This window comes from Ornithinimicrobium sp. INDO-MA30-4 (assembly GCF_021535045.1).
Taxonomy (GTDB): Bacteria; Actinomycetota; Actinomycetes; order Actinomycetales; family Dermatophilaceae; genus Ornithinicoccus.
Genome location: NZ_CP091056.1, coordinates 1,779,061 through 1,802,357 on the forward strand (window position 1 = coordinate 1,779,061; position 23,297 = coordinate 1,802,357).

The 23,297-nt window shown below is 62.3% G+C and carries 21 protein-coding genes, 1 tRNA gene, 1 other RNA gene and 9 pseudogenes; 12 read left to right on the forward strand and 20 right to left on the reverse strand.

All coding sequences use genetic code 11. The features are described 5' to 3' along the window. Position 1: 1 nt before the first annotated feature. The gene (locus L0A91_RS10470) at positions 2 to 478 is read left to right on the forward strand and encodes an NfeD family protein (RefSeq protein WP_235244415.1); all 477 of its coding nucleotides are present in this window, start codon (positions 2 to 4) and stop codon (positions 476 to 478) included. Positions 479 to 487: 9 nt separating this feature from the next. After that, positions 488 to 1,563 (forward strand): annotated as a pseudogene (locus tag L0A91_RS10475) (SPFH domain-containing protein). Positions 1,564 to 1,585: 22 nt separating this feature from the next. Here L0A91_RS10475 and L0A91_RS17520 read toward each other — a convergent pair. After that, positions 1,586 to 1,714 (reverse strand): hypothetical protein, encoded by a 129-nt coding sequence (locus tag L0A91_RS17520; RefSeq protein WP_260115190.1) that lies wholly within the window; start codon positions 1,712 to 1,714, stop codon positions 1,586 to 1,588. 260 nt (positions 1,715 to 1,974) lie between these two features. On the opposite strand from L0A91_RS17520, the pseudogene L0A91_RS10480 reads away from it, so the two are divergent. Next, positions 1,975 to 3,178, forward strand: a pseudogene (locus L0A91_RS10480) (amidohydrolase family protein). Here the strand turns inward: L0A91_RS10480 and L0A91_RS10485 are convergent. The 5 genes and pseudogenes from L0A91_RS10485 to L0A91_RS10505 all read right to left on the reverse strand — a co-directional run bounded on the left by L0A91_RS10485 (position 3,175) and on the right by L0A91_RS10505 (position 8,004). Beyond that, complete coding sequence (locus tag L0A91_RS10485; protein WP_235244417.1) at positions 3,175 to 4,194, reverse strand: VWA domain-containing protein; 1,020 nt, start codon at positions 4,192 to 4,194, stop codon at positions 3,175 to 3,177. The pseudogene L0A91_RS10480 and the gene L0A91_RS10485 sit on opposite strands and share 4 nt — an antisense overlap. Beyond that, a complete protein-coding gene (locus L0A91_RS10490) occupies positions 4,191 to 4,442 on the reverse strand; it encodes a hypothetical protein (protein WP_235244418.1) in 252 nt (83 codons plus the stop codon). Before L0A91_RS10490 ends, L0A91_RS10485 begins: the two co-directional genes overlap by 4 nt. 188 nt (positions 4,443 to 4,630) lie before the next feature. Continuing rightward, the gene (locus L0A91_RS10495; RefSeq protein WP_235244419.1) at positions 4,631 to 5,167 is read right to left on the reverse strand and encodes a gluconokinase; all 537 of its coding nucleotides are present in this window, start codon (positions 5,165 to 5,167) and stop codon (positions 4,631 to 4,633) included. Beyond that, positions 5,160 to 6,574, reverse strand: a pseudogene (locus tag L0A91_RS10500) (GntP family permease). The gene L0A91_RS10495 and the pseudogene L0A91_RS10500 overlap by 8 nt, the downstream one beginning before the upstream one ends. 101 nt (positions 6,575 to 6,675) lie before the next feature. Continuing rightward, complete coding sequence (locus L0A91_RS10505; protein WP_235244420.1) at positions 6,676 to 8,004, reverse strand: hypothetical protein; 1,329 nt, start codon at positions 8,002 to 8,004, stop codon at positions 6,676 to 6,678. Positions 8,005 to 8,080: 76 nt separating this feature from the next. Here L0A91_RS10505 and L0A91_RS10510 point away from each other — a divergent pair, with 76 nt between their 5' ends. Beyond that, entirely contained in the window at positions 8,081 to 8,866 is a 786-nt protein-coding gene (locus L0A91_RS10510; protein ID WP_235244421.1) for a hypothetical protein, read from the forward strand. Next, entirely contained in the window at positions 8,752 to 9,327 is a 576-nt protein-coding gene (locus L0A91_RS10515; protein ID WP_235244422.1) for a hypothetical protein, read from the forward strand. Before L0A91_RS10510 ends, L0A91_RS10515 begins: the two co-directional genes overlap by 115 nt. On the opposite strand, the gene L0A91_RS17525 is transcribed toward L0A91_RS10515, so the two are convergent. Beyond that, the gene (locus L0A91_RS17525; protein WP_260115192.1) at positions 9,297 to 9,665 is read right to left on the reverse strand and encodes a DUF1949 domain-containing protein; all 369 of its coding nucleotides are present in this window, start codon (positions 9,663 to 9,665) and stop codon (positions 9,297 to 9,299) included. The genes L0A91_RS10515 and L0A91_RS17525 overlap by 31 nt on opposite strands. Further along, on the reverse strand, positions 9,653 to 9,946 hold the full coding sequence (locus tag L0A91_RS10525; protein ID WP_260115193.1) for a YigZ family protein: 294 nt from the start codon (positions 9,944 to 9,946) through the stop codon (positions 9,653 to 9,655). Before L0A91_RS10525 ends, L0A91_RS17525 begins: the two co-directional genes overlap by 13 nt. A 61-nt stretch (positions 9,947 to 10,007) precedes the next feature. Here L0A91_RS10525 and L0A91_RS10530 point away from each other — a divergent pair, with 61 nt between their 5' ends. From L0A91_RS10530 to L0A91_RS10540, 3 genes are all read left to right on the forward strand, one after another. Beyond that, complete coding sequence (locus tag L0A91_RS10530; protein WP_235244423.1) at positions 10,008 to 10,631, forward strand: copper resistance CopC family protein; 624 nt, start codon at positions 10,008 to 10,010, stop codon at positions 10,629 to 10,631. Between the two features lie 155 nt (positions 10,632 to 10,786). Next, the gene (locus L0A91_RS10535) at positions 10,787 to 11,023 is read left to right on the forward strand and encodes a DUF3073 domain-containing protein (RefSeq protein WP_235244424.1); all 237 of its coding nucleotides are present in this window, start codon (positions 10,787 to 10,789) and stop codon (positions 11,021 to 11,023) included. 262 nt (positions 11,024 to 11,285) lie between these two features. After that, positions 11,286 to 11,546, forward strand: coding sequence for a hypothetical protein (locus L0A91_RS10540; RefSeq protein WP_235244425.1), 261 nt, complete (start codon positions 11,286 to 11,288; stop codon positions 11,544 to 11,546). 29 nt (positions 11,547 to 11,575) lie between these two features. Here the strand turns inward: L0A91_RS10540 and purM are convergent. From purM to L0A91_RS19915, 6 genes and pseudogenes are all read right to left on the reverse strand, one after another. Further along, positions 11,576 to 12,685 (reverse strand): annotated as a pseudogene (gene purM, locus L0A91_RS10545) (phosphoribosylformylglycinamidine cyclo-ligase). 47 nt (positions 12,686 to 12,732) lie between these two features. Continuing rightward, a pseudogene (gene purF / locus L0A91_RS10550) lies at positions 12,733 to 14,306 on the reverse strand (amidophosphoribosyltransferase). Between the two features lie 51 nt (positions 14,307 to 14,357). Beyond that, a complete protein-coding gene (locus L0A91_RS10555; protein ID WP_235244426.1) occupies positions 14,358 to 14,582 on the reverse strand; it encodes a hypothetical protein in 225 nt (74 codons plus the stop codon). A gap of 25 nt (positions 14,583 to 14,607) precedes the next feature. After that, positions 14,608 to 15,512 (reverse strand): annotated as a pseudogene (locus L0A91_RS10560) (LLM class flavin-dependent oxidoreductase). Positions 15,513 to 15,550: 38 nt separating this feature from the next. Beyond that, entirely contained in the window at positions 15,551 to 15,883 is a 333-nt protein-coding gene (locus L0A91_RS10570) for a sterol carrier family protein (RefSeq protein ID WP_311197779.1), read from the reverse strand. Positions 15,884 to 15,887: 4 nt separating this feature from the next. Next, a pseudogene (locus tag L0A91_RS19915) lies at positions 15,888 to 17,122 on the reverse strand (arginine deiminase). An 89-nt stretch (positions 17,123 to 17,211) separates the two neighbouring features. Between L0A91_RS19915 and L0A91_RS10585 the strand changes: the two are divergent. After that, the gene (locus tag L0A91_RS10585; protein WP_235244431.1) at positions 17,212 to 18,258 is read left to right on the forward strand and encodes a zinc-dependent alcohol dehydrogenase family protein; all 1,047 of its coding nucleotides are present in this window, start codon (positions 17,212 to 17,214) and stop codon (positions 18,256 to 18,258) included. Positions 18,259 to 18,407: 149 nt separating this feature from the next. Here the strand turns inward: L0A91_RS10585 and L0A91_RS10590 are convergent, their stop codons facing one another. The 5 genes from L0A91_RS10590 to L0A91_RS17535 form a co-directional block, all read right to left on the reverse strand. After that, positions 18,408 to 18,566 carry a hypothetical protein gene (locus tag L0A91_RS10590; RefSeq protein WP_235244432.1) on the reverse strand — a complete coding sequence of 53 codons (159 nt, stop codon included), beginning with the start codon at positions 18,564 to 18,566 and terminating at the stop codon, positions 18,408 to 18,410. 136 nt (positions 18,567 to 18,702) lie between these two features. After that, complete coding sequence (locus L0A91_RS10595; RefSeq protein ID WP_235244433.1) at positions 18,703 to 19,035, reverse strand: maleylpyruvate isomerase N-terminal domain-containing protein; 333 nt, start codon at positions 19,033 to 19,035, stop codon at positions 18,703 to 18,705. A 49-nt stretch (positions 19,036 to 19,084) separates the two neighbouring features. Next, positions 19,085 to 19,181, reverse strand: an RNA gene (ffs, locus tag L0A91_RS10600) — signal recognition particle sRNA small type. Positions 19,182 to 19,244: 63 nt separating this feature from the next. Further along, positions 19,245 to 19,802, reverse strand: coding sequence for an FAD-dependent oxidoreductase (locus L0A91_RS17530; protein WP_260115194.1), 558 nt, complete (start codon positions 19,800 to 19,802; stop codon positions 19,245 to 19,247). A 79-nt stretch (positions 19,803 to 19,881) separates the two neighbouring features. Continuing rightward, the gene (locus L0A91_RS17535; RefSeq protein ID WP_260115195.1) at positions 19,882 to 20,334 is read right to left on the reverse strand and encodes an FAD-dependent oxidoreductase; all 453 of its coding nucleotides are present in this window, start codon (positions 20,332 to 20,334) and stop codon (positions 19,882 to 19,884) included. A 113-nt stretch (positions 20,335 to 20,447) separates the two neighbouring features. Between L0A91_RS17535 and L0A91_RS10610 the strand changes: the two genes are divergently transcribed. Further along, positions 20,448 to 20,536, forward strand: a tRNA-Ser gene (locus L0A91_RS10610). A 93-nt stretch (positions 20,537 to 20,629) separates the two neighbouring features. Here L0A91_RS10610 and L0A91_RS10615 read toward each other — a convergent pair. Then, a pseudogene (locus L0A91_RS10615) lies at positions 20,630 to 22,253 on the reverse strand (helicase HerA-like domain-containing protein). A 45-nt stretch (positions 22,254 to 22,298) separates the two neighbouring features. On the opposite strand from L0A91_RS10615, the pseudogene L0A91_RS10620 reads away from it, so the two are divergent. Both L0A91_RS10620 and L0A91_RS10625 read left to right on the forward strand, forming a co-directional pair. Next, positions 22,299 to 22,615 (forward strand): annotated as a pseudogene (locus L0A91_RS10620) (type II toxin-antitoxin system VapB family antitoxin). A gap of 4 nt (positions 22,616 to 22,619) precedes the next feature. Continuing rightward, a complete protein-coding gene (locus tag L0A91_RS10625; protein ID WP_235244434.1) occupies positions 22,620 to 23,138 on the forward strand; it encodes a LytR C-terminal domain-containing protein in 519 nt (172 codons plus the stop codon). Positions 23,139 to 23,297: the final 159 nt, after the last annotated feature.

The following is a 23,297-nucleotide window of genomic DNA, read 5'->3' on the forward strand; positions in this document are numbered from 1 at the left end:
CATGGACTGGATTAAAGAGACTCAATGGCTGTGGTGGGTGGGCGCTGCCCTGGTGCTTGGCCTGATCGAAGTCGCATCGCTGGATTTGGTGTTCAGCATGCTGGCTGTGGCAGCGCTAGCCGCTGCCGGGGGCGCAGCAATCGGGCTTGGCTTCCCTATCCAAGTCGTCGTCTTCGTCGTGGCCGCGCTCGTACTGCTCGTGTTGTTGCGCCCGGTGTTATTGCGTCGGCTCAAACTCGATGGCGAGGCACCTCGCACCAACGCGGACGGCAATGTCGGTCACACCGCTGAAGTGCTGGAAACCGTCACCGATCGCGATGGCCTGGTGAAGTTGCGCGGCGAAACCTGGACTGCGCGAACGGAAAGCCCCCGCCAAGCGTTAGAAGTAGGACTCATCGTTGATGTGATCCGCATCGACGGAGCCACCGCGGTCGTTGCACCACGCCCGTTGCCCACACCCGCCGAACCACCGGCTTAGGAGGCCCACATGCCGTCACCACAGACGCTGGCGCTCTATATCGTTCTGATCCTGCTGGTCCTCTTTACTGCGACCGCCATCGCCAAGGCCATCAGGATCGTCCCGCAAGCCACCGCCGTGATCGTTGAGCGATTGGGCCGTTACAGCCGCACGCTCGACGCTGGCCTGCACATCTTGGTGCCCTTTATCGACAAGGCCCGAGCCAACGTTGACCTGCGCGAACAGGTTGTATCTTTCCCACCGCAGCCGGTGATCACCAGCGACAACCTGGTGGTCTCGATCGACACGGTCATTTACTACCAACCGACCGATCCCAAGGATGCGACGTATGAGATCGCCAACTACATCCAGGGCATCGAGCAGTTGACGGTCACCACTTTGCGTAACGTCATCGGCTCGCTTGACCTTGAGCAGACACTGACCAGTCGTGATCAGATCAACGGTCAACTGCGCGGGGTGCTTGATGAGGCCACCGGTCGCTGGGGTATCCGCGTTAACCGCGTTGAACTCAAGGCCATTGACCCGCCCTCGAGCGTGCAGGACTCGATGGAGAAGCAGATGCGCGCTGAGCGCGACCGTCGAGCGACGATTTTGAATGCCGAGGGGTGAAGCAGTCGTCCATTCTGGAAGCCGAAGGCGAGAAGCAGGCCCAGATCTTGCGGGCCGAAGGAACCGCGCAGTCGGCCATCCTGGAGGCTCAAGGTGAAGCACGAGCGATCTTGCAGGTCTTTGACGCGATCCACAAGGGCAACCCGGACAGCAAGTTGTTGGCCTACCAATACCTGCAGACGCTGCCGCAGATCGCCCAGGGCGAGTCCAATAAGTTGTGGGTGATCCCTAGTGAGTTGACCCAGGCACTGAAGGGCATCGGTCAGGCTCTGGGCGGCGACGGCGATGGTGGCGATAACCCGCTCGATGGCCCCTCTCTGGGAGCCCAAGACCCACAGGACAACGAGTTTGACATTGACGGCCCGCAACTTGAGGACCCACAGGACGCCTTACGGCGGGCCCGCGAGGAGGCTGCCAGCGCGGCAGCCGAGGCCGAGCGCAACACCCGGCCCGCAGGCGGCACTCCCCCGGCATAACTAGCCTGCTGAGGCTAGTTGTTCAGGCTCTGGCCGTGCCGCGTCGCAGGAAGCTCGCCATGAGCGCGGCATTGGCAGAGACTGAAACTGCCAAGATGAGTGGGATGTAGCCGCCAAAGCCGTCTTCGGCTGGCATCTCTGCCCTCAGCAAAAAATAGGCCAGTACGCCTAAGCCTAGAGCTAGCAGGTTCGCCCCTGCTTGCCTTCGCTCATCGGGTGTTACGCGAGGCCCCTCCGAATCTGGATGGAGACCCAACCATGCGAGCGCCTTCGACCCTGCCTGCTTCATGCCCAACTCCTCTAGTTGATGCGCCTTAAAAGAGCTACCGCCTCTTTCAAACCAAACAGATAGAGCGATAGATCTCAAGCACCTGCCGAGCCGCGCAAAACGACAGCCTCTAGGCTCAGAGCATGTTGATCACCAATTGCCGCCCGTGGGGTGGAAACCTCAGCGATGTCGAGATCACCAACGGGTCAATCAGTGCCGTCCGCCCCGCCGCCGGCCGGGCATCCGATGCGCAAGACTCGATCGTCGAGGGCAATGGTCGACTCCTTCTCCCCACATTCGCCGATGTGCACGTCCACCTCGACTCAACGCGCCTCGGGTTGCCGTTCCGGCCGCATACCGGTGGGCCTGGCGTGTGGACGATGATGCAAAACGACCGGCAAAACTGGCGCGACGCCGAGGTCAGCATCACCGAACGTGTTGACCTCGCGATGTCGATGATGATTGCCCGCGGCACTACCCGGATGCGCAGTTTCGCCCAGGTCGATGCCGATGCTGGGTTGGAGCGTCTGGAAGCCGTGGTCGCTGGCCGGGAGAAGCATGCGGCTCGGGCCGACGTGCAGATCATCGCGTTCCCGCAGGCTGGCTTGCTCCGCGAGGCTGGCTCGGCGGAGGTGCTCGAAGCGGCACTTCGCGCCGGGGCAGATGTTGTCGGCGGGATTGACCCTGCACGCTAGACCGCGACCCGGTCAAGCACCTCGACGTCGTTTTTGGCTTGGCCGAGAAGTATCAAAAGCCGATCGACATTCACCTGCATGAGCCGGGCGCCTTGGGCCGATTCAGCGCCGACCTGATCATCGAGCGCACAAAAGCCTTGAGTATGCAGGAAACGTCCTCATCTCGCACGGCTATGGCATGTGGCAAGGCACCGACACTGAAGTTGCCAACCTGGTGGCGGCGATGGCCGAAGCCGATATTGCAACAGCCACCATTGCTCCCGGTGGCACAGCTATCCCGCTGGCTGCCCTCACCGACGCAGGCGTGCGCGTGGGCCTCGGCGAAGACGGCCAGCGCGACTACTGGTCGCCCTATGGCAATGCGGACATGTTGGACCGCACCTGGCAACCAGCTTTCACCAGCGGATTCCGTGCTGATGAGTTGATTGAGCACAGCACAGCCGTAGCCACCATGGGTGGAGCCAGCATCATGGACCGCTCAATCCCGCGCTTGGCTGGCCGAGCCGATCGGCCTGGCCTGGCCGTCGGCGACCCAGCCCACCTCAACCTGATCGCTGGCGAGACGGTGGCCTCGGCCGTAATGGATCGCAGCAGCGACCGCACCGTGATCCACGCGGGGGCCGTGGTCGCTGAAGGGCTAGAGCTTCGTTAGGAGTTGTTGTTCTGGCTGTCCTGGTAGAGCTCGATCCACCGGTTATCGGCCGAGCCATAAACGTCGGTGACATCGGTGAGGTAGTTGTCGCCCACGACAAAGGAAAGGTCACTGAACTCATTCGCATAGTCGAGCCGCCCCTGGGTCTGCTCCGACAGCAACCCCAACACAGCGGCCCGCTCCCCCTCCTGAAAAACGCCCTCTCCATTCAATTCCCGAACAACGATGGGCCCGGCAAACTTCTGATCATTAATTTCATCCCGCAGCGCATCGTCTAGGTCGTTCACCTCATCGACTTTAGCCTCCCTCGTGTCTTGCAACCGCTCGACCTCAGCATCGCGCCACCCGACCCAGGCCTCGCGCCACCGATCCTTCTCAGCGGCCCAATATGCTTCGAGCTCCGCACCAGACTCCACCGTCGAATACTCGCCACCACCAGCATCCGCAACAGCCTGCAACGCCGCCTGGTCAGCATCATCAACCTGGAAGCCAATCACGTTAATGACGGGCTCCACCCCTGAATCAGCAACACCCTGAGCCGCCACCACTGGATCACCCCCACACGTCTCTAGGCCATCAGAAACGACGTACATCACCGCGTCCGTCGTCCCATCGGGAATGTCACCCTGGGCATCGGCGATGCCTTTCGCTAACGGAGTCCACCCCACGGGTTCTACTCCACCCAACGCCACCCCGAAGGCCTCGTCACTCGGGTCACCCGAAAAGACCACCTCGGACGAAGTGCACGATTCTGCCTTGCCCGCGTCAGTGTTGTCACCGCCCTGCCCATACACTCGCAAACTCACCGTCGCACGAGCCGGCAACTCGCTCACAAATGCTTCAACTGCACCCTTCGCCTCACTCATCCGCGAACCAGACCCAGCAGATTCGTCCATCGACCCAGACGCATCCAAGACCACCGCGAAGTGGTTCGTCCCCACCGACTGCCCCTCCGGCTCCTCTCCAGCCGTAGGCTCAGACTCCGCCTCACCCAAATCAGCGCTGAACTGCATCATCTCGCAAGTCGTTTGGGCGTAATCACCCTGAATCTGCGCCGAAATCGCCTCGGCCCCTCTTCATCGCTGCTCGGATCCTGCGCCATCACTGCGGCCGCTACCGCTTCCGCATCGATATCGAACTTCTCCCCAGCAAACGGGCCAGCCTCTCGCAGCAAGGACGCCTCCATGTCCGTCGGCTCACGATCAACCGCGTCACACGGGACGGCAGCCAACTCGAAACCTGACGGAGCAGAGGTCGCCGCCACGCGCCCGCCTGAGGACGACGACTCCACGTCAGGCGACGTCGAACCTCCCCCCGAGCAGCCCACCAAACCCAAAACACCCAACGAAACACACGCAGTCAAACTTCGAAACCGCAAAACCCACCCCTGAACGACTGATGAATACCTGGACCACTGGTGCACAAGGATACCTAGACGGCTTGGACCCTTGTCTAGCTCAGATCCAACTCCGCTGCCACCACACGGGCAATCCGATCTGGTGGGCTATTGAAGTCCTGCACCATCCCAAACTCGTCGTCTCGCAATGGCTCTAGTGCGTCTAACTGCGACTCCAGCAGCGAGGGCGGCATGAAGTGCTCACGGCCTTCCATCCTGGCCATCAGCGTGTTTTTGTCACCGGCGAGGTGCACAAAGAACGTCCGCTCGCCACCGCCGCGCAAGATGTCGCGGTAGGCCCACTTGAGCGACGAACACGACAAAACGGTGGACTCACCGCGTTCGCCTCGCTCCTTGGTCCAGTCAGCCAATAGGTGAAGCCAGGGCCAACGGTCCTCATCTTGCAGAGGTCGACCGCTGGCCATCTTGTCGACATTGGCCCGGGGATGAAAGTCATCGCCTTCGCCATACTCCCAGCCCAGGCGCTCGGCGATTCGGACACCGACCGTGCTCTTGCCACAGCCGGACACTCCCATCACCACGATGTGGATAGGCGGGTCGGGACGTTGCGGGGTGACCGGCTGATCACTCATGGCAGCACCACCAAAGGCCGAGGGCGATCACGAACACAGCCAGACCCAACGTGGTTTCAATGACGGTCCACGTCTTCAAGGTCGTCTTCACATCCATCCCAAAGAATCGGCTGACGAGCCAGAATCCGGAGTCGTTCACGTGGCTCAGCACGGTCGCGCCAGCGGCGATGGCCAGCACCAGCGGGACGATCTTGAGGTCAGAGAGGTCAGCTGCCGCAACACCCGTGGAGAGCAATCCGGCCGTCGTCGTCAGCGCGACAGTCGCCGAGCCCTGAGCCACACGCAGCACCGTCGCGATCAAGAAGGCCGACACGACGAGTGGCAAGCCCAGGTCCGACAGGCTGTCTGCGAGTGCCCCACCAATACCCGAGTGACGCAGCACGCCACCGAACATGCCACCAGCACCAGTGATCAAAATGATCGCGCAAATGGGCGCCAGTGAGTCGTTAAGCAACTTCTCAATCGTCTCCAGCGAGCGGCCCTTGATGCCCAAGGTGTAAGTCGCCACCAGCAAGGTGATGAGCAGGGCCACCGGCGTCTGGCCTAGCAAGATCAAGAAGTCGACGAGGCCTCCCTCTTCAGCAACAGCACCCGTCGTGCGCAATGTCGTCAGGGTCGTGTTCATCGCAATCAGCACCAGGGCAGCAGCAAGATTGCCAACACACTGCCAAAGCTAGGCGGCACGACTTCGGCTTCTTCGCTGTCGCTGTCGCCACTCCCGCCCGCGCCACCACCAGTGGCTGCGTTCACCAGGCTCTTGATCGGGACAAACACCTTGCCGGCGTATGCGGTAGTCACCAAGTAGACACCGACATACCAAGCAACAAACGCCACCGGCAGACCAACCAGCAGCGTCAGGCCAACGCTGCCGCCCAACTCAGTGACAGCCGTGACCGGGCCGGGGTGCGGCGGCACGATGGCGTGCATCGCAGCGAACGCACCAGCGGTCGGCAGACCGTAGAGCAACACCGAGCCACCAAACTTGCGGGCTACGGAGAAGATAATCGGCAAGAAGACGACGAGGCCTGCATCAAAAAAGATCGGCAGACCAAAGAGCAACGCAGCGATGCCGAGCGCAAACGGCGCTCGCTTCTCGCCGAACCTGCTGATCAGGGTGTCGGCCAAGACCTGTGCGCCACCCGTGACTTCCAAGATGCGGCCGATCATGGCGCCCAGACCAACCAGCAACGCAACCGATCCCAGCGTGCTGCCAAAGGCACCCACCGCGACCGAAGGGATATCGGCCAACGGGATGCCAGCGACGATCGCCGTGATGAAGCTGACCAAGACCAAGGCAACGAACGCGTGCATCTTGAGTTTGATGATTAGGAAGAGCAGGAAGGCAACCGCTGCAGCAGCAATCGTCAGCAGCACCCCCGCGCTATAGACCGGCTCCATTGCTTCCATGAACTGCTCCCACCTTCAAGACACCGGGGAGCCCCTTGGCGCCCCGCCTGCATCCCGAACCCTAGCCCTGCAAGGACGTGGGCACTACCCCCGGCACCGACCTATTTGGCCAGTTCTTCTGCCCACGCTTCCCAATCAGCTTGAAGTTGTGCGGCAGAGATCCCCAAATACTCCTGAACAGCGATTTCTGTCGCTTCACCGGTGCTACCGGAAGCATCATTCAGTTCGCTGCCGAGGTCGACCGCAGCTTGCTCGCCATAGGTCTGCGCGATGTAGGCAAACACGAGGGCCGAGTCCGTGTAGTACCGATCGATAGCCTCGTCGTCCCCGTTGAAAAACTCGCTGTCGTCGGCTGGCGGCCAGGCCGGCTCGAGCCCGCTAATCCGGCTGGAGTACTCCGAATAGTCGAAGAGGTCGGTGGCGACTGCTTCGTCATCGACTCCTTCCCACCACGTCGGCAAGCCCTCGATCGCCCACTCGGGCCCCCGCAAAAGCCCGTCTGCAACTGCAGCGCCAAGGTGCAGCCCCTCGTGCCTCATCAACGGCAAGCCAGCATCAACTTGGTCGTAGTAGCGCAGTTCATTGACGCTGTAAGGCAGGTCAAGCACGACCCGCCCCACGCCGACATCCTCACGCTCGGCGGTTTGAATCGGCGACATGAAGCCCGCCGCCTCCACGTCATCGCCGCCGAACAACACCGTCATCTGCTCGGTTGGAGCTAGCCCCACCACCATCGTGTCCACCTCGGGCACCGGCCATTGCTCCAGGGTCAACGCCGACGCCTTGTCGATCTCCGCCAGCAATTGATCGCTAATGTCCGCGTCAGCCTGATGCAGCACCACTGTTGAGTCAGCCACGACGACCTCGATGGCACCGATGTCCCAGAGTTGCGGATAAGCCCGACCGAAGCCGTCAACCTCGGTGATCCCCACGTCTCCCGCGCTCGTTTTGCCCAGGGTGAATCGATATGACTCGACCACCGGCACCCGGTCAGCACCGTCGATTTGGTGCACGAACTCGACGCGCCAATCACCGTCATCTCCGGCTGACGAGCTCATCAGGTCAAAGCGCCGCTCGCTCATCGGGACGTCTTGCACTCCGTCAAACCAGGCGTCTTGTTGGTGCCAGTCATCGCCCTCGACAAACAGCAACGTGTCCCACTGCGCATCATCACCGCTCTCGAGGGCTGCGTTGGCGCTGCTGATAAAGCCGTCTGCCTCGGCCAGTGTCACTTCTGCTTGGACGAGCTCCTCGTCCAAGGCTGGAGCCGATGGCTCCGGCTCCGGCTCCGCGCCTGGGCCAGACGCGGGCTCCCCGACAGTGGGCCGCCCCGGCGCAGGGGTCACGACACCTTCAGGGCGCAGGCAACCCGAGGTGGCTGCCGCGACAAGAACGGCGGCCACGACAGAGGTAATCGTGTGGCGCTTCACACCCAGAGTCTAGAGACCTGGCCCCCGTGCTGCCGTAGGGTTGTGGAAGGTCCTTTACCCGGCACACAGGAGAAATATGAGCAACGCGCTGATCGACCCCGACTTTGACTTAGTCCTGTTGGGGACGGACATCGGTATGTACGCTCTGGCCCGCGCTTTCCACGAGCGCTACGGCATGTCGTCCACGCTGATCGCCAAGGTGGTCGCCGGACCGGTCAAAAACTCCTCGTTCATCGACACCATCGAGATCGGCGAGCAGGCTGAGCGGGCAGACACCCTCGCCGAGATCCAACGCCAAGGCGAGAAGCGCAAGGCTGCTGGCCGCAAGACGCTATTGATGTACAACTCCGATGGCTTTGCCCGGATGGTCACCGACAACGAAGAGTTTCTGTCTCAGTGGTTCGTGGTCACCGCGATCAACAACGACGTGCTGGACATCGTGGCCGACAAGATCGAGTTCGGCCGGGTTTGCGACGAGTTGGACATCCCCACCCCGCGCACCCTGATCCAGGACTTCGCCAATGCCGACAGCCCCGATTGGGAAATCAAGGATGTCGACCTGACCTTTCCGGTCGTCGCCAAGCCCGCCGTGGGTGGCGAGTTTGAAGGTCTGCGCTTCGAGGGCAAGAAGAAGATCTACGAGGTCGAGACCCCGAAGAGCTCGTGCAGATCTTCCACCAGGTCCGCGACGGTGGCTACCGCAACCGTTTTGTCGTCCAAGAGCTCATCCCCGGTGACGACACCGCCATGCGCTCGATCACTGCATACGTGGATCAGCGTGGCGAAGTCACCCTGCTCGCCACCGCACAGGTCCTGCTGCAGGAGCACACGCCACTGGCGATCGGCAACCCTGCCGCGATGATCACCACGCCCTACCCGGACCTGATGGCTCAGGCTGAGCGACTGCTCAAGCACGTCAACTACCGCGGCTTCGCCAACTTCGACGTCAAGGTTGACCCTCGTGATGGCGTGGGTAAATTCTTTGAGGTCAACCCGCGGATCGGCCGAAACAACTACTACGTGACGGCGGCCGGCGCCAATGTCGCCGAGTTCATCACCGCTGACTTGATCGAGGAACGCCCGATGGAGCAGGTCGTTGTCCGCAACGAAATCCTGTATTCGGTGGTCCCGATGGTGCTGCTGCGCCGCTACCTCAACCCGGAGATGAGGGCCCTGGTCAAGCGAGTCGCCCGCAAGGGTGTCTTCCACCCCATGGTCAACCGGGACACCCTCAAGCGTCGCGCCTACACCTACGCGATCCGGGCTAACCAGTTCCGCAAGTACGCGAAGTACTACCCCAAGCCCACTGAGTCAGGCTTCTGATCGACCCATTCGGTCTCACCAAACTCCCACGCTTGCGCCCCGCCGGTCATGGCCGCCAACAATCCGTTGGCTGCCTCAAGATCTGCGGGGCTGATTGCTGTCTGGAAGCGAACGCCGGCGCCGTACTCAACATCGCGGACCTCAATCCCACGCGCCCGCAAATCGTGCTCGAGCCGACCAGCGACGTCATGCCCCACCTCTGCTGTGGCCAGTTGCACCCGCTCGCGGATTAATGGCTGCACTTCATCCAACGCCGCCCGCACTGCCCCGGAGTATGCGCGCACCAGCCCTCCTGAGCCCAGCAGCACCCCACCAAACCAGCGCGTCACCACGGCCACGACATCGGTGTAGGGGCTTCCTGCAGGACCTCTTGCATAGGCAGACCAGCGGTGCCCCCGGACTCGCCGTCGTCGCTGGAGCGGTAAATCTCGCGGCCTGGCCCGACCAAGTAGGCCCAGCAGTGATGCCCTGCGCCCGGATGCGTTGCCCGTGCCTCTTCAATGACGGCTTTGGCTTCGCTTTCAGTGCTGACCCGCCGCACCCAGGCCTCAAATACTGAGCGTTTCTCCTCTGTCTGCACAGTGACCGGTCCAGCCACCGTCATGTATACATCGCTCATGGAGGCAGACTATCCGCGGCGCGCGCTATGGCCGCAGCCGCTTCAGTCCTAAACTGGGGTCATGACGATTTCTGTTCGCAAGACCCTCGCTGCCGCACTGACCGCCCTAGCGCTGAGCATCGCGCCATTGGCCGTGCCGGCGAGCGCTCATGACGAACTGCTGGGCACGACGCCAGCCGACGGCGCCGAGGTAGCAGACGCGCCCAGCGAGATCACGTTGAGTTTCTCGGGCGAGATCGCTGACATAGGAGCCGAAGTTGTCCTCACCGGTGGACTCGACGACATCGTCGAAGGCGCGCCTGAGGTCCGCGGCACCGAAGTCGTGCAGGCTATCTCCACCGACACACCTCCCGGTGACTATGAGGTTGTTTGGCGAGTGACGTCCCAAGATGGCCATCCGATCTCGGGTGCATTCGGCTACACAGTTGAAGACGCTGGCATCGCCGCCCAGGGCGAAGCAGAGGCGACCACGGAGGTTGCACCAGCGACTAGCGCACCCGCTGCGGATGAAGAATTGGCTACCGCGACCGACGATTTGGCCCCAGCAACGGCCAACAGTGACGCGGCCGTCGTCCCGGAAAATAGCCAAGACGGCGAAGGAACGCCGATCTGGGTCTGGTTCGTGCTGGGCGGCGCCCTCGCAGCACTGGGTGGCGTCGGGTGGCGAGCCGCTTCCCGGCGATAATCCGCGCCGCGGTTCCACGGCATCCCTTTGACTCATGTACCGTAAGGACCACGAAGAAATTACATTCCCGGGCCAGCTGCGCGGGTCGGTCTTAGCGATTAGTTCGCAAGGCGGGCTAGCGGTGCTGCACCGGCAGACGCACGAGGGGTCACGCCATGGGGCGCGGCCGGGCTAAAGCCAAGCAAACGAAAGTCGCTCGGAAACTGAAGTATTACAGTCCCGAGACCGACCTCACCGCACTGGAACGCGAGCTACGCTCGGGTGAAGGCGGACCGACGTACGTTGCGGCAAGTTCTCCGGAACCTGTCGAGGAAGACGACGACGAGTACCGCTACAGCGCGTATGACGACGATGAGGACACCCCCGGCTCTTGGGCCGCGGATGGCCGTTGACGTCATACCCTCAACAGCATCAGGGCGACACCGCCTCTTCCTTGCGTCGCCAAACATGGCGCTCGCTCGGGATCATGGCCTTGGTGATCGCCCTGCTTGCTGTCGGAGTCTGGGCGCTGACACGGTCCTCCACCGTCGAAATCGACGCCTGGCGCTGTAGCGCCAAACCCGGCATTGATCAGTCACTCCTGCGATCGAAAACGCTAACTGCCGACCAGGGCAGGTTCCCGCCACGATCGAAGTCCTCGTTGACGGTCAGCAGGTGGAGGGGCTCAAGGGCACCGAGCCTGTTTCGATCCCTAGTCAGATCGAAGACCCATCATCTGCAGTCCTCCGGGTGACGCTGAAGAACCCATCCTCGGGCATCGTTCTCGCCGACACCCGGGCACGGGAATCAGTCCCTGGACGCGCTTTGCGCGGTGAGCGGGATGGCCTGGTCTGGGAGACCAGCTATCAGCCCGGGAATGGCACAAGTTTGGTGCTCCTCGTTGGCCCTGAACCCGAGGTTGAAGCGCTGAATTAGCGCCTCGGTCGCATTTTGCCTGACCGTGGCTAGGAGGCGTAGTCGCCCACCATGCGCACGGCTCCGCCATCGACACCCTTGGCGCCCTGGACCACGTCTTCTCCATCGGTCATCTCAGGTGCGCCATCGCTGACTTCGCCCAGCACCCACGCTGGAACGCCCAAGACCTCACTGCGCCGCACGGCCGCGTCAGCCTGTTCGGCTGGCAGCACCGCGACGAAGCCGACACCCATGTTGAGTGTTCGCTCCAGGTCTTCGCGCGGCACCTGGCCCCACTGCTGCACTGAAGAGAATACGGCTGGTGGGGTCCATGTCTTGCGCTCCACCGAAGCTGTCAGGCCAGCGGGCAGCACACGTGCCAGGTTGGCCGCTAGCCCGCCACCGGTGACGTGTGAAAGTGCATGGATATCGATGCCGTCGGTAGCGATCATGTCTAGGAGCATCTTGGTGTAAATCCTGGTTGGCACCAGGGCCTCCTCACCCAAAGTCCGGCCAAACTCAGGGATCTCCGCATCCCAGCTCAGCCCCTGGGCAGCGATGACCCGGCGAACCAGTGAGTAACCGTTGGAGTGCAGCCCAGATGAAGCCAGCGCAATGACAGCGTCCCCTGCGCGCACCCGCTGCGGCCCTAGCACCTTGTCATACTCAACGACACCCGTCGCAGCGCCAGCCACGTCATACTCCTCCGGGTCCAGCAGTCCGGGGTGCTCAGCAGTTTCGCCGCCGACGAGAGCGACGCCAGCCAGGTGGCAACCTCGGGCAATGCCCCGCACCACGGCCGCGATCCGCTCCGGGACCACCTTGCCGCAGGCGATGTAGTCGGTCATAAACAATGGCTCTGCGCCACACGACGATGTCGTCGACAACCATGCCCACCAGGTCAATGCCGATCGTGTCGTGCACACCCATGGCCTGCGCGATGGCGACCTTAGTGCCCACGCCATCGGTTGAGGTGGCCAACACCGGTCGCTCCATGCCCTTCAGTGCTGAGGCATCGAACATGCCAGCGAAGCCGCCTAGACCGCCCAGCACCTCAGGTCGTTGGGCCCGCTTCACCGATTCCTTCATCAGATCGACGGCGCGATCTCCGCTTCGACGTCGACGCCAGCAGAGGCATAGGTAATCGGTTGGTCAGTCATCAGGAACCGTCCTGGTCTAAGGGTGTTCGTGTCAAAGGTATGCGAGGTCAGGGGCGTCGGACCGCGTCGGCCCCGCCACTGCCCGCGCTAATCGGCACATTGTCGATGTCGACGGGTGAGCCGGGTCGCGGTGGCTCAACTGCCGGCGGGAACTCCAACTCCAGCACATCTTTGCCGCGCCGAGGCTCAGACTCCAGCGGGATTGGATAGACCCCGGAGAAGCAGGCCGTGCACAGATTGTCTGCAGGCTGGTTGGTGGCTTCGACCATCGACTTTTCGCTGATGTATCCCAATGAGTCAGAGCCCAAGATGGCCCGAATCTCTTCGGGGTTGAGGCCAGTCGCGATCAACTCGGCCCGCGATGCAAAGTCGATCCCATAGAAGCAGGGCCAGCGCACCGGCGGGGATGAAATGCGCACATGGATCTCGGCTGCCCCGGCTTCGCGCAGCATCCGCACCAAGGCACGCTGCGTATTGCCGCGCACGATCGAGTCGTCGACCACCACGATGCGCTTGCCGCGGATGACTTCACGCAGCGGGTTGAGTTTGAGGCGGATGCCCAGTTGGCGAATCGTCTGATTCGGCGCGATGAAGGTCCGACCGACATAGGCGTTCTTCACCAGGCCAGAGCCATACGGGATGCCTGATTCTTCGGCATAACCAATGGCTGCCGGGGTGCCCGACTCAGGCGTCGGCATGACCATGTCGGCTTCGACCGGGTGTTCGCGAGCCAGTCGGCGGCCCATCTCGACGCGGGACTCATAGACCGAGCGGCCAGCCAACGAAGTGTCTGGACGAGCCAGATAGACATATTCAAAGACACACGATTTGCGCTTAGCCTCGGCGAATCGGCTGCTGCGCAGACCCTCTTCGTCGATCGCGATCAATTCGCCCGGCTCGACTTCGCGGACAAAGCTAGCGCCGACAATATCGAGGCCAGCGCTTTCGGAGGCGACAACCCAGCCGTTCTCGAGACGGCCCAACACCAACGGTCGCACCCCCTGTGGGTCTCGCGCGGCGTACACGGTCGTTTCGTCGCAAAGACCAGCGAGAAGGCGCCGCGTAGCATGGGCAAGACCTCCAGAGCGGCGTCTTCGAGGCTCAACTCGGGGTTGGCCGTCAACAGGCCGGTGACAACAGCGGTGTCGGTGGTGTTGCCGCGCTTGAGCTCACCGGGAGCCGAGCGGAAGTCACCGCCTAACAATTCACCAAGCTTGTCGCGCAACTCAGCCGTGTTCGTCAGGTTGCCGTTGTGTGCCAGAGCGACCGTGCCATCGGTGGTGCCACCGAGCGTCGGCTGAGCGTTCTCCCAGGAGTTGCGCCCGGTCGTGGAGTAGCGGCAGTGCCCCACAGCCAGGTGTCCCTGCAGCGAAGAAAGGCTGGACTCGTCAAAGACTTGGGCTACGAGGCCAACGTCTTTGTAGACGCGCAGTGATTCGCCGTCGCTGGTAGCGATACCGGCGGCCTCTTGGCCGCGGTGCTGCAGCGCATACAGGCCAAAATAGGTGAGTTTGGCGACCTCATCACCGGGCGCCCACACCCCAAAGACACCACAGGCATCTTGGGGCAGTGATTCGTCCGGAAGCAGGTCGTGATTTAAGCGTCCATCAGGTCGGGCCACTAACTCAGTGTCCCATAGATCGCAGGGCCAGTGACGTGCGTGAGAGCAACCTCAGCGCAGAGTGGTCCACTCCGCGACCAAGAAGGCCAGGGCCCCGACAAATCCACCAACAATTGCGCCGATGAACATAAAGATGACGTTCTCTTGACCGGCTGACGCGACGCCGGAGGCTGGGCCAAAGATGGAGAAGGCGACGCCGAGCACGAGGCCAATCACGCCGCCGCTGATCAAGAAGGGCACCAGTTTGGGACGTCGCACCTGATTGTTATTGCTCACGGCTCTAGCCTACGCCGAGCCTGCGTCAGGGCTGCAGGGTGATCCGGTCAAGCACGTCAGGATCTGCCCGGTATGGCGAGGAGTTGCGTGGCCAATGCACGATCACATCGGTAAAGCCCAGGTCAGCAGCCCGGCCGACCTGCTCGGCAAAGAAGTCCGGGCTGGAAAGAGCCGGGATGCCTGCTGCGTCGAGGGCGAGGAGACGATCTGGCAGATCCGCGCTCGTGCGGCTGCCCTGCTCGACGGCCTTGTCTAGTGTTTCACCGAAGCGCTCGCTCAACGCAGCCACGCCTTGCCACCAGGTCTCTTGCGTGCTGCGATCACCGAGGTCGAGCGACTCGCCGAGACCGACCATTGGCGGCCCTGTGGTCAACCAACCTGTGCCGTAGCGTGCTGCGAGCGCCATCGCTTTGGGCCCGTTGGCGGCCATCACGAAGGGGACGCGGGGCTGTTGGACGCAGCCCGGGGCGTTGCGGGCATCGACGGTCGAGAAGAACTCACCGGCAAAGTCGACGTGATCGGTGGTGAGGATGCGATCGAGCAGTTCAGTGAACTCAGCGAACCGCCTCGTGCGTTCGCCCCGGGTATGTGTTGCCCCCAAGATTTGTGAGTCTCGGTCACCACCGGCGCCGAGGCCGATCAGCATTCGTCCGCCGCTGATGTCATCGAGGGTGATGATGTCTCGGGCAAACGTGGTGGGTGCCGGAAGTTGGGTGAGGCGACGAAGGTGCCGAGTTTAATGGTGTCGGTGACCATCGCGGCCGCCGTCAGGGTGGCGACGGTTGAGTGCCACGGCGAATCAGGCAGGCCGCCCCACACCGGGTGGTCGTATGTCCACGCGTGATCGAAGCCGCGCTCCTGCGCTTCTTGCCATAGCGGCTTGGCCTCTGACCAGGTGTATTCGGGCAGGATGCAGATTCCGTAGCGCACTGGATCAGGCTTTCGTCTCGAAGAGGGCAAATAGTCGTCTAAGTCGGCGCGGTTGCCGCTGGCCCGAATTGCCCCTGGTCGCGAGCCTGCGTCCAGTCAGTTTGGCCGGTGACCAAGCCCAGCCAGGTCGCCGCGTCGGTCTCGACAACGTTGGGCGGCGTGCCTCGGGTATGCGTGGGCCCTTCGATGCATTGAACAGCACCGAAGGGCGGCACCCGCACCTCGACCGAGCGGCCAGGCGCTCGGGTCATCAACTCTTCCAGGGTGTAGCGAACGGCTGTCGCGATCACCTGTTTGTCTTGCTCGCCAGCGGCGTATCGGCCCAGGGCGCTGGCCCCTTCGTCGGGCTTTATCCGTCGACGTGGCGGCATGTGCTCAGTTCAGCGGGTCGCGCTCGATCGGGCAGGACATGCAGCGGGGGCCACCACGGCCACGGCCGAGCTCGCTACCTTCGATCTCGATGACCTCAACGCCCTGCTCGCGCAGGTAGTTGTTGGTGACGGTGTTGCGCTCGTAGGCGACGACGACACCAGGCTCCAACGCCAGAGCGTTGCAAGCGTCATCCCACTGCTCACGGGCGGCAGCGCTGGGGTCTTGGTCAGCGGTCAGGATGCGCAACTTGTCCAGGCCCAGACCGCGAGCGATGACCTGCTCCATCTGCTCGGCCGGGTTGGCCTGCACGTCGACTCGCAACTGGCCGTTCTTTTCTTCGCCGGCGCGCAGTGTCCACGACCGCAGGTCAGGCAACTCGCTGTAGCGGGTGAAGCTCTCCTGGTCGACCATCGTCATGACGGTGTCGAGGTGCATCGCCGAGCGAACCTTGGGCATGTCGACCGCAATAATCTGCTCGATTTCGCCGGTCTTGAGCATGTTGCCGGCCAGCCGCTCAACGCCTTGCGCTGTCGTGCGCTCAGACAAACCAATCAGCACCATGCCGTTGCCGGGCACCAAAATGTCGCCGCCCTCAGCCGTCGCGGGTCCAGCCTCAAGACCGTGGTCCCACCACGACATACCTGCGTTGGCAAACATCGGGTGGTAGGTGTAGATCGCCTCGTAGTGCACCGTCTCGCGGCGACGTGCCTTTTGTGCATGGAGTTGACGGTGACGCCGCCATAAACCCAGGCGGAGGTGTCACGGGTAAAGAGGTGATTGGGCAGCGGGGCCATCAGCGACTCGTGGTCGGCCAAGCCATCGATCAACATCGAGTGCGGGTTGCCGATGCGCTCCAGCACCTCGCCCTTGGTGATGCCCGCGATCAGATAGGTGGTCAGCTCTTCGTTGCTCATCGCGTCAACCATGGCCCGCATGGCATCTGCGGCCAACGGGCCAACCATCCGGCTGTCCAACGAGAGCTCAATGACCTTCTGGCGTGCTTCGGGGATCGCGATGGTTTCGCGCAGCAAAGTGTCGAAGTGGTGGACGACGACCCCACGGTCTTCCATCACCTTCACGAATCCGTCGTGCTCGCGCTGGGCTTGTTCCAGCCACAAAATTTCGTCGAAGAGGTACTGGTCCTTGTTCGACGGAGTCAACCGGTCCATTTCTAGACCCGGACGGTGAACAATCACCTGACGGAGTCGACCTACTTCAGAGCCAACGTGCAAAGCCATGACTGTCCTCTTCTCTGCGATGAGTTCTCGCGCAATTCAATCGCGCTCCCGCCATCTTGTCACTCAGCACCAAATGCGAGGATGACGCCATGAAGGCAACAGTTCTCCACGCGACCCGCGACATCCGACTCGAAGATGTCCCCGACCCGACCCTGCACACCCCAACCGATGCGATCGTGCGGGTGACCGCAAGTTGTGTCTGTGGCTCTGACCTGTGGCCTTACCGTGGCATCAACGAAATCAAGGAGCCGACTCGGATCGGCCACGAGTTCGTCGGCATCGTCGAAGAGACTGGCTCGCAGGTGTCGACGCTCAAGGTGGGCGACTTCGTCATTGCGCCGTTCACGATCAGTGACAACACCTGCCCGCATTGCCAGGCCGGCATCACCTCGGCTTGCAACCACATCGGCGCGTGGGGTCAGCCCAACCGCGATGGCGCCCTCGCTGACGGCGGACAAGGTGAGTATGTCCGGGTGCCGCTGGCCGACGGCACCCTCGTGGCTACTCCCGAGGTGCCCGAAGACTCCCAGCTGGCATCAATGCTGGCACTCAGCGACGTGATGGGCACCGGCTATCACGCAGCCGTGTCCGCTCGAGTGCAGCCAGGCATGACCGTCGTCGTTGTCGGCGATGGCGCTGTTGGCTTGTGCGGCGTTTTGGCAGCCAAGCGCCTCGGTGCCGAGCGGATCATCGCGATGTCTCGACACGAATCCCGCCAGAAGGTTGCCACCGAGTTTGGCGCGACCGATATTGTCGCCGAGCGCGGCGATGAGGGCGTGGCCAAGGTCAAGGAATTGACCGATAGTGTCGGCGCTGATGCTGTGTTGGAGTGCGTCGGCACACGTGAGTCGATGGAGACCGCTTTCCGCGTGCTTCGCCCCGGCGGCTTTGTTGGCTATGTCGGTGTGCCACACGATGTCGAGTTGCCGATTGGCAAGATGTTCGGCCGCAACCTCAACATTGCCGGCGGTGTGGCCCCAGCCCGCGCATACCTGGAGCAGTTGCGGGATGACGTGCTCGCTGGCGAGATTGACCCCGGGAAGGTCTTTGACCTGACGCTGCCGCTGGCGCAGGTCGCCGAGGGTTATGCAGCCATGGATGAGCGTCAGGCGATTAAGACCCTGCTCCTGCCCTAGCTAGCCTTCTTTGCCCCAGGCCCAAGGTACCCAGCCCCCAGCCCCCCCAACTCCCAGCCCCGGGTAAAGTGCGATTCGCACTAATGCTCGGTGTTCGCGTGTCCAAACATGCGAACGCCGAGCATTTCTGCGAACGGCTGCCGTTTCGCTCAGCGCTCGCGGCCAGAGCCAGGGCGAAACAGCGGATCGCGGCCGACAAAGGCCATCAACTTGTCTTGGGCATCAGCGTCTTCGGCGACGTCGACACTTTCGCCATATTGGCCCGACGACTGCAGCATCTCGGCCATCGGCTCCATGCCCGCCAACATCTGCGCGCAATAGTCAGCATCAAGTTGGGCTCTTGGCCACTCGCCCGGGCTAAATCCCAGGTATGCATAAACAGGTCGGCCGTGTAGATCCGGTCTAGCAACTCAGCAACCGTCTGACCTGCAAAGGGTCCCTTATCTAGGGTGCGCTCGGCCGTCTCTGCGTCATCAAAATCCGCTGCACATCGGCGGCACGTGCGTCCCAAGCCGCTGCGGGGTCAACTCGCACGTCGGGCGCATCTTTGAGGACCACATCGGCATAGGCAGCCAGCACGCCGGGCAGCCAACCAACCAAGTGAGCGACGACGCCACGGGCGTTCCACTCGGCCACTGGGGTTTGCGCGTCCCAATCCTCAACGCCATCAACGATGACCGCGAACGATTCGGCGAATTGCTGATGACGAGCACCAAGCTCAGACGGTACGGGTATGTTGGGCTCCCAAGTGGCGGCGACTAATTGGATTGGTGCCACTCTAGGCCCGGCGCCACCCAGCAAGACCCATGCGCGTCGGCTTTTGGGCATAAGGCGGCCCCCCACGTACCTGGAAGAGCTCACCTGCCCTTGCTGCATTCCTGCCCTGGGGAGTTCAGTGAGGTACCACCACATGGGGGCCTTCGCTCATTCTAGGCAGAGTCGCCCCTGGAGTTAAAACTCAGCGGCTCGCCGCAACGCGAGTGTTGCTAGTGGAACCGCGGCGCGGGCTTGCCCTCAACGAGATCTGCGAGGGCGGCCCCGACTCTGGGCACGAACTTAAAGCCGTGACCAGAAAACCCGCCACCGACAATGACTGGCCCGTGCGCCTCAATGATGAAGTCGGTCGATGGCGTTGTTGTGTAGAGGCAGGTTTCGACGGCAGCCGACGCGCTATCCAAGCCGGGGAACCACTCCTGCACATGCTCTTGCAGTCGGGCTAGCCGCGCGGGGTCGGCGCCATCGGGCCGCTGATCTGGGTCGACGATGATGCCGGTGTGGTGCTCACCGATCTTGAAGCCACCCTCGGGAGTCGGCAGGCCGTAGTGCGAGACCGGGTCGATCAGCGTGTTCGTCTTGGGCGGACCCGGCGCGTAGTGGATGAAGGCTGGCCAGTCGACATCGATGGTTGGTTGGAAGGTGGCGGGCTGCTCCTGCGTCACGACCGTGGAGCCGATGTCGACTGAGCTGCCGATCAGCTTTTGCACCCACGAGCCAGCGGTCACCACCACGCGATCAAACTCCGCGGAACCATTGGCGGTGTGCACGACGACGCTGTCCGACTTGATCGTCAGATGCTCAACAGGCTCGCGCTCCTGAAGTCCGCGCCCCGACTTTCAGCCACGGTCAGCAGCGAGTTAACGGTCGCGGTGGCGTTGACTCCGCCACCTTGGGGTGAAAGACCGCCTGTCCATCGATCTTCATGCCAGGGAATCGCTCTTGAGCGGCCTCTTGAGACAACACTTCATGGCTGACACCAGCCGCACTCAGCGTGTCCGAAATCGACTGCGTGCATTCAGGTATGCCGTGGTCCAGGGCACCAAACTGGTCCAGCAAAGACACACCGGCGTCCCCCTCGAGATCACGCCACAGCGTCAGCGCTTCGATCGCGAATTGAACCCACGGCGCGGTCGGATAAGCCAGGCGAAACACCCGTGCGCTCCCGTGTGAACTGCCTCTGTCGTGCAGTCGTTCAAACTGCTCAAAGACGACAACATCATGCCCCCTCGCGGTCAGCTGCCAGGCGGTGGCGGCACCCATCGCTCCTGCGCCAATGACGGCGACCTTGCTACCCGGCATCTCAACTCCGATCTCGTCGTTCAACGTCGATGATGCGCGAACACTACGCCTGCATTGGCTTGCAGAGAAGGGCTCGATTTCGACACGGGGCAGCACTCGGGTAATCTTCGCTGCGGAGGATTCGCATAGTGGCCTAGTGCGCGCGATTGGAAATCGCGTTGGGATAAAACCCTCGGGGGTTCGAATCCCCATCCTCCGCCCAAGGGAGCTTCCACCTCCCAGAACGCCCGGCTACTCCTTGCGAGTAGCCGGGCGTTCTGCGTGGCAGGTCTACCTCACGCCTTAGCGACGACTCTTAGCGACGACGCGCGGTGCCAAACAGCGAACGGGTGATTTCGCGGCCCAACACGGTCCCGGCTGAACGCAGCATCGACTTCACCGCTGAGTTGCCGAGGGCAGCCTCCAACATGGATGGCTCATCCTTCTCCGGCTTAGGCGCAGCCTTGGGCTTCGACGGCGCAGTCTCTGCCCAATCGCCGTTCTTGGCGGCCCGCTCCAACTCGGCGTCAACGTCGGCGCCATCAGCCTTAGGCGCATCGGCAGCCTCGGCGCCCTTGGCTAGCTTGGTCGTCAACTTCTCGTAGGCACTCTCGCGGTCCAGCGCTTCGGAGTATTTCGGCGCCAGCGGTGAGCCTTCAATGGTTGATTCGATCAGCGCTGGATCAGAGGGCCCATCTTTGACTGCGGCGCGCGCAGCATGGTCCACGCAACGGGCGTTGGCGCTCCGCGCTCCGACAGCACGGTCACCACGGCCTCACCAGTGCCGAGTTGGGTTAGCGCTTCTTCAAGTCGTATTCACTCATCGGGAAGGTCGACACGGTTGCCTTCAGCGCCTTGGCATCCCCTGGCGTAAAGGCGCGCAGAGCGTGCTGCACCCGATTGCCCAACTGCCCCAACACGCCCTCAGGCACGTCGCTCGGCGTCTGGGTAACAAAGAAGACACCGACACCCTTAGAGCGGATAAGTCGCACGGCCTGCTCAACCGCGTCCAAGAACGCCTTCGACGCGTCGTTAAAGAGCAGGTGCGCCTCGTCAAAGAAAAGACCAACTGGGCTTGTCAGGGTCGCCGACCTCCGGCAACTCCTGGAAAAGCTCGGCCAACAACCACATCAAGAACGTTGAAAAGACGACCGGCTTGTCGCGCACGGTTGGCAACTCGAGGCAGGAGATCACGCCGAGGCCATCGTCGCTAACGCGCAACAAATCTTCGGCATCAAACTCTGGCTCACCAAAAAGCTCTCAGCCCCCTGAGAGGAGAAGGTGATCAACTCACGCAAGATCACACCGGCGGTCGAAGTAGCCAAACCACCCAAGCCCTTCAGATCAGCCTTGCCCTCATCAGACAACAGGTGCTGGACCACGGCTTGCAGGTCTTTGAGGTCCAGCAGCGGCAGACCATTCTTGTCGGCGTAGTGGAACACCAGGCCCAGGCTCGACTCTTGAGTGTCGTTTAGCCCCAAAACCTTGCTCAACAGGATCGGCCCAAACGAGGAGACTGTGGCGCGCACCGGCACGCCGCCACCGGAATCGCCCAAGCTCAAAAACTCCACCGGGTATGCGGTGGCCGCCCACTCTTGCGCGAGACCCGTCATACGCGAATCAATCTTTGCGTGGCCAGGGCTTTCGGTGGCCAGGCCGGACAAATCGCCCTTGACGTCGGCCAAGAACACTGGCACGCCAGCCACGGACAACTGCTCAGCCATCAACTGCAACGTGACCGTCTTGCCGGTTCCAGTCGCGCCGGCCACCAACCCATGTCGGTTCATCGAGCCCAGCGGCAATCGGACGACCGCCTCAGGCACCGACTCGCCATCTTTAATGGCAGCGCCCAAGGTAATGCTGGGCGCCTCAAAGGTGTAGCCCTGGGTGATGGCTTCGATCTGTGTCTGCTTAGCTTCGTCGCTCACAACCACGACCATAGTTGAACCCACCGACACACGCAGTGAACGCGTATAGTCGCGAGCGTGATCTTTAAGGGCGTCGGCGAGGGCAAGCCATACCCTCCCATAACCTCGATGACCCCAAGGACTGGGCTCACCTGGCGCCGCGGATGATCCGGCTCGAAGAGCTCATCACGACCAAGTCGAATCTCGACCTGCGCGCCCTGCTGTCTCAAGACTCCACCTTCTATGGCGACATCTTTTGCCACGTTGTTGAGTGGAAGGGCGATTTATACCTGGAAGACGGTTTGCACCGTGCCCTTCGTGCGGCTCTTGGTGGCCGACCGGTCGTGCACGGGCGTGTCCTCGTCCTGGACCCCGAGCAGCCAGCGATAACCTAGAGACATGGCTTACGTACGCACGGGTGGCATGTCCACCGCAGCTCGCAGACGACGCCGCCGTTCGGCGCTGGTGATGTCTGGTCTCCTGCTGTTCTTGGTGCTTGCGCTGCTCATCGCCTTTAGCTTTAACCAAGGGTGGATCGGTGGGGACGACAGCACCGGCGACACTGCGGCCGCTACCTCCGCCGGACCGACCTTCGGCCCAACTGACATCACGGTCAACGTTTATAACTCGACCGGCGTCCCCGGCTTGGCCGGCCGCACCTCCGATGCGCTCGAAGCACGTGGCTACAACGTCGTCAATGTGGCAAATGACCCGGAGAACGAAACCGTTGAGGGTGGCGCTCGTATTCGGTACGGCACTGGTGGCGCCGAGGCTGCTGAATACCTGCAAGAGCAGGTGCCCGACGCCGAGATCGTCGAGGACGCCCGCACCGGCAGCGAGATTGACCTCGTCTTGGGCCAGGACTTCACCGAGTTCCCCGAGCTTGAGTCAACCGAAGACGCCTCAGCCACCGAATAGCTTTGACCCTTGAGGTCACATGCGCATCGTTTCCTCCTGCCCTCAGCCACAGAGATCTTGTATGCCGTGGGCGCCGGTGACGATGTCGTTGGCGTGACCTTGAGTGCGACGAGCCCAGTCATGCTCGCGAGACTGCGGCCATCGTCTCGACGAGTTCGC